This is a genomic window from Streptomyces sp. NPDC025273 (genome assembly GCF_040638585.1).
In the GTDB taxonomy this organism is placed as follows: Bacteria; Actinomycetota; Actinomycetes; order Streptomycetales; family Streptomycetaceae; genus Streptomyces; species Streptomyces cinereorectus.
Map to the genome: position 1 here is coordinate 478021 of NZ_JBEZYP010000001.1, position 13691 is coordinate 491711.

Sequence of the window (13691 nt, forward strand, 5' to 3'; positions counted from 1 at the left end):
GACGGCTCCGGCCGGTGCGCCGCCGGCTGCCGAGGTCGTGGCCGAGCCTGCCGCCGAGGTTCCGGCCGAAGCGGAGGAGGTCGTCGAGGCGCCTGTCGAGACCGAGGCCGCTCCGCCGGCCCGTGGGCGTCGTCGTGCGGTCCGTAAGGCGACGGCTCCGGCCGGTGCGCCGCCGGCTGCCGAGGTCGTGGCCGAGCCTGCCGCCGAGGTTCCGGCCGAAGCGGAGGAGGTCGTCGAGGCGCCTGCCGCCGAAGCCGCTCCCCGTGCCCGTCGTCGCGCCACTCGCCAGGCGACCGCTCCGGCGGGCGCCCCGCAGCCGGTGGAGGCCGCCGAGCCCGCCGCCGCAGCCGAGCCCGCGGAAGCCCCCGTGGCCGCCGAAGCCCCCGTGGCCGCGGAGGCCGTCGAGCCCGCCCCCGCACCGCGCGGCCGTGCCCGCCGCCGCGCCTCGGCTCCCGCCGGTGCGCCGCAGGCCGCCGAAGCCCCGGCCGTGGCCGAGACCACGACCGCGCCCGAGCCTGCCGAACCGGCCGCCGAGGCTCCCGCTGCCGAAGCCGCTCCCCGCGGCCGTCGTCGCGCCACCCGCAAGGCGACCGCTCCGGCGGGTGCCCCGCAGTCCGTCGAGGAGCCCGCCGAGGCCGGCGAGAGCCTCCCCGCCGCCGTCGCCGAGGAACTGGCCGCCGAGACCGAAGAGGTCGAGGAGGCCGCGCCGCGCGGGCGCCAGCGCCGCCGCGCCACCGCCGCCGCGGGCCGCCCGGAGTTCACCGGCAAGGTCGAGGAGCCGGTCCGCAAGGGCCGCCGCGCGACGCGCCCCGCCGTGGCCGTCTTCCAGGCGCCGGTCTTCGCCGAGCCGATGTTCCAGACCCCGGAGACCGCTGCCGCAGCCGCTGCCGCCGCGTCCGGATCTCCGTACGAGGAGAACGAGGAGTTCGAGGAGCCGAAGGCTCCCGAGCGCGCCCCGCGCAAGGCCGTGGGCAAGCAGGCCGCCGAGCCCGAGCCCGAGCCCGGGACCGAGGCACCCGCGGAGGCCGCCGAGGCACCGCAGGGCGGTTCGCGCCGTCGCCGCCGCCGTCGTGGCGAGGCCGTCGAGACCGAGCCGGCCGCGACGCCCATCACGCTCCCCGCCGTCGAGCAGCCCGTCGAGGACGAGCACGAGGCGGAGACCGAGTCCGAGACGGACGCCGAGCACGAGGGCGATGAATCGGACGAGTACGGGGACCGTCCCTCCCGCCGTCGCCGTCGCGGTGGCCGCCGCCGCCGTCGCGGTGAGACCAACGACGCGGAGGACGCCGAGCAGCACGACGACGCCGCCGCGGACCGTTCCGAGGACGAGCGGACCCAGGACGACGAGGACGAGGACGAGGACGAGTCCGCCGCCTCCGGGTCCAGCAGCAGCCGTCGCCGTCGCCGGCGCCGCCGTCGCAGTGGGGACGCCTCGGGCGAGGAAGCGGCCACGGGCGCCGACGACCCGGAGCGTACGGTCGTCAAGGTGCGCGAGCCGCGCCGCAAGGAGGCCGAGCGTGAGCCCGGCACCGGCTTCGACGAGGTGCAGTCCATCAAGGGCTCGACCCGTATGGAGGCCAAGAAGCAGCGCCGCCGCGAAGGCCGCGAGCAGGGCCGCCGGCGCGTCCCGATCATCACCGAGGCCGAGTTCCTGGCACGCCGCGAGGCCGTGGAGCGGGTCATGGTCGTCCGCCAGAGCGGCGAGCGCACCCAGATCGGCGTCCTCGAGGACAACGTGCTCGTCGAGCACTACGTCAACAAGGAGCAGGCCACCAGCTACGTCGGCAACGTCTACCTGGGCAAGGTGCAGAACGTACTGCCGTCCATGGAGGCCGCCTTCGTCGACATCGGCAAGGGCCGTAACGCGGTCCTGTACGCCGGCGAGGTGAATTTCGAGGCGCTCGGCATGGCCCACGGGCCGCGCCGCATCGAGACCGCCCTGAAGTCCGGCCAGTCGGTCCTCGTCCAGGTGACGAAGGACCCGATCGGCCACAAGGGCGCCCGCCTGACCAGCCAGGTCTCGCTGCCAGGCCGCTACCTGGTCTACGTGCCCGAGGGCTCGATGACCGGCATCAGCCGCAAGCTCCCCGACACCGAGCGCGCCCGGCTGAAGACCATCCTCAAGAAGATCGTCCCCGAGGACGCGGGCGTCATCGTGCGCACCGCCGCCGAGGGCGCGAGCGAGGACGAGCTGCGCCGTGACGTCGAGCGGCTTCAGCAGCAGTGGGAGGAGATCCAGAAGAAGTCCAGGAACAGCGGCAGCTCCAACGCGCCGACGCTGCTCTACGGCGAGCCGGACATGACCGTCCGGGTCGTCCGCGACATCTTCAACGAGGACTTCTCGAAGGTGATCGTCAGCGGTGACGACGCCTGGGAGACCATCCACGGCTACGTCTCGCACGTGGCACCGGACCTCAAGGACCGTCTGTCGCGCTGGACCTCCGAGGTCGACGTCTTCGCGACGTACCGGATCGACGAGCAGCTGATGAAGGCACTGGACCGCAAGGTCTACCTGCCGAGCGGCGGCTCGCTGGTGATCGACAAGACCGAGGCGATGGTCGTCGTCGACGTCAACACCGGCAAGTTCACCGGTCAGGGCGGCAACCTCGAGGAGACCGTCACCAAGAACAACCTGGAGGCGGCCGAGGAGATCGTGCGCCAGCTCCGGCTGCGCGACCTCGGCGGCATCGTCGTCGTCGACTTCATCGACATGGTGCTGGAGTCCAACCGGGACCTGGTGCTGCGGCGCCTGCTGGAGTGCCTGGGCCGGGACCGTACGAAGCACCAGGTCGCCGAGGTCACCTCGCTGGGCCTGGTCCAGATGACCCGCAAGCGGGTGGGCCAGGGACTGCTGGAGTCCTTCTCCGAGACCTGTGTCCACTGCAACGGCCGCGGCGTCATCGTGCACATGGAGCAGCCCACGTCCACCGGTGGTGGCGGCGGCAAGCGCTCCAAGAAGCGCGGGCGCGGCGGCGTGGGCCAGGACCACGAGCACGAGCAGCACGTCCAGGACCACGAGCACGCCGAGCACCCGGCCGAGAGCGAGGCCGAGGTGGCTGCCGAGGCCGCCGCCCCGGTCGCGCTGCCCGAGCCGGAGTTCGCCGTGGACGAGGAGCTGTACAGCAGCCCGGCCGAGGCCGAGGCGGCAGCGACGCGAGGCCGGGGCCGCCGGCGTGCGACCCGCAAGGCGACCGCCCCGGCCGGCGCACCGCAGGCCGGCGCGGCCGCTCCGGTCACCGCACCAGAGCCGGTTCCGGCCGCCGAGCCGACTCCGGTCGTCGAGGTCGTCGAGGTCGTCGAGGCGGAGCAGGCCGCGGAGGAGCCGCGGCCCGAGCCGGCCGTCGAGACCCCGGCGGCCGCTCCGGCCCAGGAGGCCGAGGCCGCACCCCCGGCACGTACGCGCCGCCGGGCCACCCGGAAGGCGACCGCCCCGGCGGGCTCGCCCAAGGCGGCCGACGTCGCGCTGCCGGTCCAGCCGGCCGAGCCCGCGGCGGAGCCCGTCGCGGTCGAGGACCCGGTCGTGGAGGCCCCGGCGGCCGAGGCTCCGGCCCCGGCGGCTCCGGCAGCGGAGGAGCCGGCTCCGGCCGCCCCGCCGCGTGCCCGGCGCAGGGCGACCCGCAAGGCCACCTCTCCGGCGGGTCCGCCGGCCGGTGCGGACGAGGCAGCGGTCGTGGTGGTCACGGGCACCCCCGCGGCCGAGCCGGCCACCGCCTCCGACACGCCCGCCGCCCCGGCGGCGGACGACGAGGCCCCGGCAGCGGAGGCACCGGTCAAGAAGACGGCGGCCCGCAAGACCGCGAAGAAGGCCACGGCCAAGAAGGCGGCGACGAAGAAGACCGCCGCCAAGACGGTCGCGAAGAAGACCGCCGCGAAGAAGACGACGACGAAGAAGGCAGCCGCGAAGAAGACCGTCGCCGCCGAACAGTCGTCGCCTTCCGTGACGGCTTCGGCTTCGTCCGAGCCGTCGGAACCGTCGGCCGGCTGAGCATTTCGTCATCGGTTGTTCATCTGCGCGTGTCCCGCTCCTCAGGCTGTGGAGCGGGACACGTGTTTTGTTTCAGAACTGATGCACGTGCGGGTTAACAGGCCCGAAATCAGCTGAGAAATCCCTGATAATGTGACGGCGGTCGCTGGCTGTGAGGTTCCTGGACGGAAACTACGGTCGGTGACCGACCCGGTTCAGGACAGACCGGGCCCAGATTCCTCGGTAGGGCGTCGGCATTGTGCCGGTGGGGTTATGCGCGGCCTCGTGAGACGTCCCGCACCCCAGACCTCTGCCTGTAAAGAGCTCTTGCGGTGTTCAAGGAGGACGTCCATGACGAGCATCAACGAGCAGCCGATTCCTGCTGCCCGCCCGGTCATCGGTGAAGAAGAGATCGAGGCCGCGGTACGCGTGCTGCGCAGCGGTCGTGTGGTGCAGGGCCCTGAGGTCGCGGCTTTCGAGGAGGGCTTCTCCGAGCTGGTCGACGGCCGCCACTGCGTCGCCGTCAACTCCGGTACCTCCGCGCTGCATCTGCTGCTCCTCGCCCTCGGTATCGGACCGGGCGACGAAGTGATCGTCCCCTCCTTCTCCTTCGCGGCCTCCGCCAACGCGGTCCGCCTCGTCGGCGCCGACGTGGTGTTCGCCGACATCGAGCCCGGGAGCTACGGCCTGGACCCGGCCGCCGTCGAGGCGGCCGTCACGCCGCGCACCGCCGCCATCATGCCGGTGCACCTCTACGGTCACCCGGCGGCCATGGACAAGCTCATGCCTATCGCCGAGAAGCACAAACTGGCTGTGGTCGAGGACGCCTGCCAGGCTCACGCCGCGGCCCTGAACGGCACCCCGGTCGGCGCGTTCGGCGCGGGCGGAACGTTCAGCTTCTACCCCACCAAGAACATGCACTCCCTCGAGGGCGGCATGGTCACCACGGCCGACGCCGAGCTCGCCCGAACCCTGCGCCTCCTGCGCAACCAGGGCATGGAGCAGCGGTACGCCAACGAGATCGTCGGCGCCAACATGCGCATGACGGACGTGGCCGCCGCCGTCGGACGCGTGCAGCTGACCAAGGTCGGCGGCTGGACCGAGCAGCGCCGCGCCAACGCCGCGTACCTCGACGCGCACATCAGCGCGCCGAGCGTGACGACGCCGCCGGTCGCCGAGGGCGCCCGCCACGTCTACCACCAGTACACGATCCGGGTGCGGGGCGACCGCGACGCCGCGATGGCGAAGCTCACCGAGGCGGGCATCGGCAACGCCGTCTACTACCCGACGCCGATCCACCGGCTCAAGCCGTACTGGGAGCCGGACCAGAAGGCCGGCCGTACCTGGGACCTGCCCGAGACCGAGCGTGCCGCCGCCGAGGTCGTCTCGCTGCCCGTCCACCCGTCGCTCGGCGAGGGCGATCTGGCGCGCATCGCCGATGCCGTGAACGCCCTGGGGGAGAACCTGTGACCGCCGCCGTACTGCGGGCCGGACTCATCGGCCTCGGATCCATGGGGCGCCACCACGCCCGTGTGCTCGCCGGCCTCGACGGCGTGACGCTGGTCGGCGTCGTCGACCCGATGGGCGACAAGAACGGCTGGGCGCAGGGCGCCCCCGTCCTGTCGACCGTCGAGGAGCTCATCGCGCTCGGCGTCGACTACGCCGTCGTGGCGTGCCCGACCGCGCTGCACGAGGAGGTCGGCCTGCGGCTGGCCGACGCCGGTGTCTGCGCCCTGATCGAGAAGCCGCTGGCCGACACCGTCGAGGGCGCCCGCCGCCTCGTCGAGGCCTTCGAATCGCGCGACCTGGTGGCCGGAGTCGGCCACATCGAGCGCTGCAACCCGGCCCTGCGCTCGCTGCGCAGCCGCCTGGAGGCCGGCGAGCTCGGCGACGTCTTCCAGGTCGTCACCCGCCGGCAGGGCCCTTTCCCGCACCGGATCGCTGACGTCGGCGTGGTCAAGGACCTCGCCACGCACGACATCGACCTGACGGGCTGGGTGACCGGCCAGACGTACACCTCGATCGCGGCCCACACCGTGTCGAAGTCCGGCCGCCCGCACGAGGACATGGTCTCCGCGGTGGGCCAGCTCTCCGACGGGACCATGGTCAACCACCTGGTCAACTGGCTGAGCCCGCTCAAGGAGCGCTTCACCTCGGTCACCGGCGAGCGCGGCTGCTACATCGCCGACACGCTCACCGCCGACCTCACGTTCCACTCGAACGCGGCGGTGACCACCGAGTGGGAGGCGCTGCGCGCGTTCCGCGGTGTCTCCGAGGGCGACATGATCCGCTACGCGATCCCGAAGCGCGAGCCGCTGCTCGTCGAGCACGAGCTGTTCCGGGACGCCGTGCGGGGCGAGGCGGCCGATATCTGCACGCTGCGGCAGGGACTGCGTACCGTTGAGGTGGCGGCGGCGGTGCTCGAGTCGGCGGTGAGCGGTACGACCGTCCGTATGGACACCGACAGTGCGGCAGGCTGACGTCCCCGCAGCGGACCATCGCTCATCCGCCCGGTCCGCTGGGCACTCCTGGGGAGTGCCCAGCAGGTACCGGTTCGTTTGTCTTCCACCGGAGGAAGTACGGAATGAAATCCCCTGCCCGCCGACCTCGGCTCGCCGTGATCGTGGCCAACGGCATCACCGGTGACTCGCGGGTCCAGAAGACGGCTGTGGCGGCGGCCCGCGACGGCTGGGACGTCACGCTGATCGGCAGGAGCGACACCAAACGTGTCCAGCGGTCGAGGATGGGTCCGATCCAGGTGGTCAGGGTCCCCGTGGCCACGGAGTACGTGCGGTCGGTCAAGGCCCGTAGGGCTCATCCGCTCCGCGGTGCCGTGACGCAGTTCCGTATCCAGGACCAAGCGGCGCTGAGCCGTTACCGTGCCTCCTACCGGGCATGGGTGCGCCAGACGTCCGCCGAGACGACGTGGTCGGGCGCGCCCCGGCGAGCGTCGCTGAAGGCCGTGCTGCGTGCGCGCCGCGCCGTCTACAAGCTGCGCGTGCGTGCCTTCAAGTGGGAACAGCGCCGTACGCCGCAGGAACCGGATCCGGTCCGTGACTGGCGCCGTGACTGGCCGCAGCTGGTCGATCTCGATCTGGCGTTCGGTCCTGTGATTGAGGAACTCAAGCCGGACGTCATCCACGCCAACGACGCCACCATGATCGTGACGGCTGCGCGCAGCGCCGCCCGGCTCCGGGCGAGGGGGCACCGGTGTGCCTGGCTATACGACGCGCACGAGTACATTCGTGGTGTCGAATGGCCCAACCCGCGCCAGGCCTATGCCCTCCCGGCAGCCGAGTCCGAGCACATCGGCCGGGCGGACGCGGTTGTCACCGTGTCCTCGCAGCTGGCCGAGCTGCTCAAGAGCGACCACGACCTCTCCAGCCTTCCCCTGGTTGTGGGCAACTCGCCGGTCCGCGAGGTGATCGGCTCTGGATCGGTGCGGTCGTCCGTCCGCGAGGTATGCGGGCTGGGACCCGAGGTCCCACTCATGGTGTACTCCGGGTGGCTGGGCCCGGAACGCGGTGTTGACGCTGTCATCGACGGGCTCCCCGAGCTGCCCGGCGTGCATCTGGCCCTTGTCTGCAGCAGGGTGACGCCGCTCCTGGAGCAACTGCTGGCGACCGCCGAGACGCTGGGTGTGCGCGACCGCATCCACTTGGTGCCCTACGTCGCGCAGCACGAGGTTGCCGACTACTTGTCCTCGGCGGACGTGGGCCTGACCCCGTTCAAACGGGTCCCCAACTGTGAGGTCTCCCTGCCGACGAAGGTCTCCGAGTACCTCCAGGCAGGTCTCCCGCTGGTCACGAGCGATGTCCGTGTGATCAAGGCGTACGTGGAGGAGAAGGGGCTCGGTGAGGTCTTCACCTGGGACGACCCGACGACCTTCGCCGCTGCCGCGTCCCGCGCGCTGGAGCGCCGGGACGAGCTTGCCGGGCACATCACCGAGGAGGTGCTCAAGGAGCTCTCCTGGGAGCAGCAGAGCGCGGGCCTCCTCGAGCTGTACCGCACGCTGTCGAGGAAGACGCCTCCAGTGCCCGTCACCGAGGTGTCCTGGACCGTCCAGGAGACTCCCGCGGGAGTGCCCCTCGGAGCGAGTAGCGGCAAGTCCGGCGTCCCGGTCTGGACCCCGCTCGGCTCCACTCCCGTCAAGCTGGGTATAGGGCCGGCCAACTATGCCGGTCAGGGCGCGGCGTTCGCCCAGGCGGTGTCGCAGGCGAATCCGGATGTATCGGTCGAGGTCGTAATGAATCGGCGGACTGATACGTTCGACTACCCGGCCGACGTCTATGTCGATGCCTCCCGGCTCGGCGAGCTCGATGTTCAGCTTGAACAGGTGAAGCGTGTTGTCGGCCGTTACAGCCATCTGATTGTCGATGCATTCATGCCGGTCTTCGGGCGCCTCAACGGCGATACGATCGCCGGCGATCTGGCAGCGCTGCGCACGGCTCGTATCAAGGTGGCGTTCCTCTCGCACGGAAGCGACATCCGAAACCCTGCCCGGCACCTGGAGCGCCACGAGTACTCGCTGTTCCGGGATGCCCCGGACGGCATCGCCGAAAAGCTTCAGATCAAGGCGGAGACCAACCGGCGGATCGCCGACGAATGCGGTCTGCCACTCTTCGTCACCACTCCTGACCTGCTGGATGATCTGCCGTCCGCCAAATGGGCGCCGCTGGTCGTCGATGTCGCCTCGTGGGCGGTCGACCGTCCCGTGCTGGAGCGCGCGCGGCCCATCGTGCTGCACGCCCCGTCCAAGCGCTGGACGAAAGGAACGGACCGGATCATGCCGGTGCTCACCGAACTGCACGACAGCGGCCTGATCGACTTCAGGCTGGCCGAGGGCATTCCCTGGGCAGAGATGCAGGAACTGGTCAAGGAGAGCGATCTGGTCCTGGACCAGTTCACCACCGGCAGCTACGGCACGTTCGCCGTGGAGGCAATGGCTGCCGGAAAGCCGGTGGTCGGCTACATCAGTGACGCGGTGAAGGCGGCGACGAACGGGGAACTGCCCATCGTCAGCGCCACTCCGGACACCCTGCGCGAGGTGATGCGCTCTCTGATCGCCGATCGTGAGGGCACCGTGGCAATCGGCCGCGCCTCGGTGGAATTCGCGCGTACTTACCATGACGGACGCTGGACCGCCCAGGTACTGAGCGGTTTCCTCAAGTGACGCGTCCCGGGGAAAGGTTGTTGATGGAGACGCAGGGACTCGGCACCGATCGGCCCGTCAAGGGCCGGGTCGTCATGCTGGTCGACAACAAGGTCGAAGGTGATTCGCGCGTACAGAAGGCTGCCGAGTCCATGGCTGCAGCCGGCTGGGAGGTAACGCTGCTGGGCCTGGTCCGCTCCGGCAGCGGCCGCAGCTGGAAGCTGGGCGACGCCGACGTGCGGCTGCTGCCGCTGAAGACGCCACTGGCGAAGCGGCATGCCGAGCGGCACCGCTCTCTGCTGCGCCGTCCTCTGGCGTATCCGCCCGGTCCGCTCGGCGCCTACCGCAGGCAGTGGGCCAAGGCTTGGCGTGCTGATGTGGCGACTCGCCGCGCCGCACTCAAGGTGGCACCGCAGGCGGTCGGTACCCCGGCATTCCGCAGGACGGAACAGGCCCGCCTCGCGGTCGCCGGACCGGTGTCGAAGGTGATGCAGCGCTGGATCGAGCTCCGTTCCAGGCAATCCGCCCAGGCTCAGGCGGCCGGCCGCCGGCTTCAGGGGCCGCTGGACCGGGCGTTCACCGCGGCCTGGAAGACCGTCAAGGGGAACAGGGCGTGGCGCAGGCTCGAGCCCGCGCTGTGGGACTACGAGCTCACGTACGGCAAGGAGATCGACGCCCTCAAGCCGGACCTGATCCATGCCAACGACTTCCGGATGCTCGGTGTCGGTGCCCGCGCGGCGGTCCGTGCCAGGGCCGCGGGCCGGAAGGTCAAGCTGGTCTGGGACGCACATGAGTTCCTTCCGGGCGTCCGTCCGTGGGAGGACAACGCGCACTGGATCCCGGGTAACACGGCGCACGAAAGTGAGTTCGCCCCGTACGCCGACGCGGTGGTCACGGTCTCTGAGGGCCTCGCCGATCTGCTGCGTGAGCGGCACTCCCTGGCCGAGCAGCCCACGGTCGTTCTCAACGCGCCCGACAGACCGGTCGAACTGCTCGACGAGGGCGACGCCGAGCCGGTCCGGGATCTGCGTGAACTCTGCGGCATCGGCCCGGACGTCCCGCTGGTCGTTTACAGCGGCTCGCCCGGTCCGCAGCGCGGCCTCGGGGACATGGTGGAGGCACTGCCGCATCTGGATGGCGTGCATATGGCATTCGTCGTTCCCAGTCCGGCGGCCGGCTACATAAAGGGCCTCCTGGTCAGGGCCGAGGAGCTGGGGGTGGGCGGCCGTCTGCACGCGGTTCCGTACGTACCTCACTGGCAGGTTGTGCAGTTCCTTTCCGCCGCAGATGCCGGCTGTATCCCGATCCACCACTGGCCGAATCACGAGATCGCTCTGATCACCAAGTTCTTCGAGTACTCGCACGCCCGGCTGCCGCTGGTCGTCAGTGATGTGAAGACCATGTCCGAGGTGACCCGATCAACCGGGCAGGGCGAGGTCTGCATCGCCGAGGACGTTCCCGATCTGGTCCGGGCGATCAAGCAGGTGCTGGCCGATCCAAAACGCTACCGCGCTGCCTACGACAAGCCCGGACTGCTGGACACTTGGACCTGGGAAGCACAGGCGGAGGTCCTCGACGGCCTCTACACCAACCTGCTCCCCGACCGCGAGAAGGCGGAAGACAGACTATGACGACGGCTCCTGACGTCAGTGTGGTGGTCGCCGTTTACAACACGATGCCCTATCTGACGGAGTGTCTGAACTCGCTCGTCGGGCAGAGCATCGGCCTCCACCGGCTCGAGATCGTGGCGGTCGACGACGGATCGACCGACGAGAGCGGCGCCGAGCTCGACCGGTTCGCCGAGCGATACCCCGGCACGGTCAAGGTCATCCACCAGGCCAACTCGGGCGGCCCCGCCGCGCCCAGCAACAGGGCTCTGGACGTGGCCACCGGCCGGTTCGTGTACTTCATAGGTTCCGACGACTACCTGGGCGAGGAAGCCCTGGAGCGGATGGTGGCCTACGCGGACGAGCACGACTCCGACGTCGTCGTCGGCAAGATGGTCGGAACCAACGGCCGCTATGTGCACCAGAAGCTGTACAAGAAGAACGACCCGGACATCAGCCTCTTCCGTTCGAGCCTGCCGTTCACCCTGGCGAACACCAAGCTCTTCCGTCGCTCGCTGGTCGAGGAGCACCGGCTGCGGTTCCCCGAGGACCTGCCGGTCGGAAGCGACCAGCCCTTCACCATCGAGGCGTGTGTCAGGGCCCGGAAGATCTCGGTGCTCTCGGACTACACCTTCTACTACGCGGTGAAGCGCGGCGACGCGAGCAACATCACCTACCGGGCCAACCATCTGTCCCGGCTGCGCTGCACGGCCGCGATCATGAAGCACACCGCCTCCCTCGTGGAGGCGGGCCCCGACCGGGACGCGCTGTTCAAGCGTCACTTCACCTGGGAGCTCGCGAAGCTCGTCCAGGACGACTTCGTCACCCTGGACGCCGACACCCGGCGCGAGGTCTGCGAGGGGATCGCCGCGCTCGCCGACGAGTACCTCACCGACGAGCTCAGGGACTCCCTGGACGTCAAGCGCCGGGTGCGGATCTGTCTCGCACGGGCGGGTGCCGTGGACGAGCTGATCCGGGCCGTCACCGAGGAGGCGGAGCACGGAGCCCCGCCCTTCCACCTCGAGGACGGCAGGGCCTTCGCCCTGTACCCCGGCTTCCGCGACGAGGCCCTCGGCCTTCCCGACCGCTCCTACGAGCTGGTCGGCGAGGCTGTGCCCGGACGCCTGGCACAGGGGACGGAGCTGGTCGCCGCGGAGTGGGACCAGACCGGCGACGACCTGCACCTGGTCCTCACTGCACGGACCGGCGTCCTCGGCGACACCGGATCGCTGACCGTGCGCCTGGCCAAGGGCGCGATGCCGAAGAGCGCGGACAAGGCCGGCGCGCGCCGGCTGCCGGCGGAGCAGGAACCGCCCGTCCTCGAGGGCGAGTTCACCCGTACCGTGGCCGATGACGGCCGGGCGACGGTGGTGCGTGGCCGGATCCCCGTCCACGCCGCGAAGTCGAAGCTCGGCGTCCGCGTGTACGTGGACGTGGCGGGCTCGACGTACGAGATCCCGGTGAAGACCGGCGGCAGGCCACTGCCCCTGGCCCGCCGCTGGCGACAGGCCGTCCCGTACAGGGTGTCGGCGAACCAGAACCCCAAGGGCCGGCTCGTGATCACGACGGCCCCCTTGTGGGAGATCAAACCCGGTGCGGGCAAGCGGCTGCGCCACATGCTGTCCAGGCTGAAGAGGAAAGTAACCCGATGAACATCTGTGTAGTCGCGCTCGGCAAGATCGGCCTTCCGCTCGCCGTGCAGTTCGCCGCCAAGGGCCACAAGGTCATTGGCGCGGACGTCAACGAGAAGGTCGTCGAGCTGGTCAACGCGGCCACCGAGCCGTTCCCCGGCGAGCACGACCTGGACGTCAAGCTCAAGGAGACCGTGGGCGCGGGCCTCCTCTCCGCGACGACGGACACGACGGCCGCGGTCGCCGCGTCCGACGCCGTGGTGGTCGTCGTCCCGCTGTTCGTGGACGCGGAGGGCACGCCGGACTTCGGCTGGATGGACTCCGCGACGAAGGCGATCGCCGCGGGCCTCAAGCCGGGCACCCTCGTCAGCTACGAGACCACGCTGCCCGTCGGCACCACCCGTACCCGCTGGGCGCCCATGCTCGCCGAGGGCTCCGGCCTCACCCCGGGTGTGGACTTCCACCTCGTCTTCTCCCCGGAGCGGGTGCTGACCGGCCGTGTCTTCGCCGACCTGCGCCGCTACCCCAAGCTCGTGGGCGGCATCGACGAGGCGTCCTCGCAGCGCGGTGTGGAGTTCTACGAGGCCGTGCTCGACTTCGACGACCGCGAGGACCTTCCGCGCCCGAACGGCGTCTGGGACCTCGGCACGGCGGAGGCCTCCGAGCTCGCCAAGCTCGCCGAGACCACCTACCGCGACGTCAACATCGGTCTGGCCAACCAGTTCGCCCGGTTCGCCGACAAGAACGACATCGACGTCAAGAAGGTCATCGAGGCCTGCAACAGCCAGCCGTACAGCCATATCCACCAGCCCGGCATCGCCGTCGGCGGCCACTGCATCCCGATCTACCCGCGGATGTACCTGTGGAACGACCCGGAGGCCACCGTCGTGCGCTCGGCCCGTGAGGCCAACGCCGCGATGCCCGAGTACGCCGTCGACCTGCTGGCCGCCGCTTACGGCGACCTGGACGGTGTCGGTGTGCTGGTGCTGGGCGCCGCCTACCGCGGTGGCGTCAAGGAGACCGCCTTCTCCGGCGTCTTCGGGGTCGTGGAGGCGCTGAAGGCCCGTGGCGCCGTGCCGTTCGTCTCGGACCCGATGTACACGGCCGACGAGCTGACCGCGCACGGCCTCGTGCCGCACGAGGGCCAGGCCGTCACGGCCGCGATCCTGCAGGCCGACCACGCCGAGTACCGCGAGCTCGCCGCCGCCGACCTGCCGGACGTCCGCGTCCTGGTCGACGGGCGCCGCACGACGGACCCGGCCAACTGGGCGGGCGTCCGCCGCGTCGTCATCGGCGGCTGACCTCCCACGTCGGCCTACGGGGCCCCATCTGGTGCT

Annotated in this window: 7 protein-coding genes; all 7 read left to right on the plus strand. The window is 70.7% G+C overall.

The window, feature by feature from the left end:
• Positions 1-3985: Rne/Rng family ribonuclease (locus AB0F38_RS01995; RefSeq protein WP_361885176.1), on the plus strand; the 3985-nt coding region annotated here is incomplete at its 5' end.
• A 330-nt stretch (positions 3986-4315) separates the two neighbouring features.
• Positions 4316-5434, plus strand: a complete 1119-nt coding sequence (locus AB0F38_RS02000; protein WP_361885178.1) for a DegT/DnrJ/EryC1/StrS family aminotransferase — start codon at positions 4316-4318, stop codon at positions 5432-5434.
• A complete protein-coding gene (locus tag AB0F38_RS02005; RefSeq protein ID WP_361885180.1) occupies positions 5431-6444 on the plus strand; it encodes a Gfo/Idh/MocA family oxidoreductase in 1014 nt (337 codons plus the stop codon). The genes AB0F38_RS02000 and AB0F38_RS02005 overlap by 4 nt, the downstream gene beginning before the upstream one ends.
• A 482-nt stretch (positions 6445-6926) precedes the next feature.
• A complete protein-coding gene (locus AB0F38_RS02010) occupies positions 6927-9137 on the plus strand; it encodes a glycosyltransferase (RefSeq protein ID WP_361885182.1) in 2211 nt (736 codons plus the stop codon).
• A 23-nt stretch (positions 9138-9160) separates the two neighbouring features.
• Positions 9161-10747, plus strand: coding sequence for a glycosyltransferase family 4 protein (locus AB0F38_RS02015; RefSeq protein ID WP_361885184.1), 1587 nt, complete (start codon positions 9161-9163; stop codon positions 10745-10747).
• On the plus strand, positions 10744-12375 hold the full coding sequence (locus AB0F38_RS02020; RefSeq protein WP_361885186.1) for a glycosyltransferase: 1632 nt from the start codon (positions 10744-10746) through the stop codon (positions 12373-12375). The genes AB0F38_RS02015 and AB0F38_RS02020 overlap by 4 nt, the downstream gene beginning before the upstream one ends.
• Positions 12372-13655 carry a nucleotide sugar dehydrogenase gene (locus AB0F38_RS02025; RefSeq protein ID WP_361885189.1) on the plus strand — a complete coding sequence of 428 codons (1284 nt, stop codon included), beginning with the start codon at positions 12372-12374 and terminating at the stop codon, positions 13653-13655. The genes AB0F38_RS02020 and AB0F38_RS02025 overlap by 4 nt, the downstream gene beginning before the upstream one ends.
• Positions 13656-13691 lie beyond the last annotated feature (36 nt).

Excerpts from the sequence above, each read along its gene's own strand:
- AB0F38_RS02000 (WP_361885178.1), top strand. The coding sequence starts at position 4,316 with ATGACGAGCATCAACGAGCAGCCGATTCCTGCTGCCCGCCCGGTCATC.
- AB0F38_RS02025 (WP_361885189.1), top strand. The coding sequence starts at position 12,372 with ATGAACATCTGTGTAGTCGCGCTCGGCAAGATCGGCCTTCCGCTCGCC.
- AB0F38_RS02020 (WP_361885186.1), top strand. The coding sequence starts at position 10,744 with ATGACGACGGCTCCTGACGTCAGTGTGGTGGTCGCCGTTTACAACACG.
- AB0F38_RS02015 (WP_361885184.1), top strand. The coding sequence starts at position 9,161 with ATGGAGACGCAGGGACTCGGCACCGATCGGCCCGTCAAGGGCCGGGTC.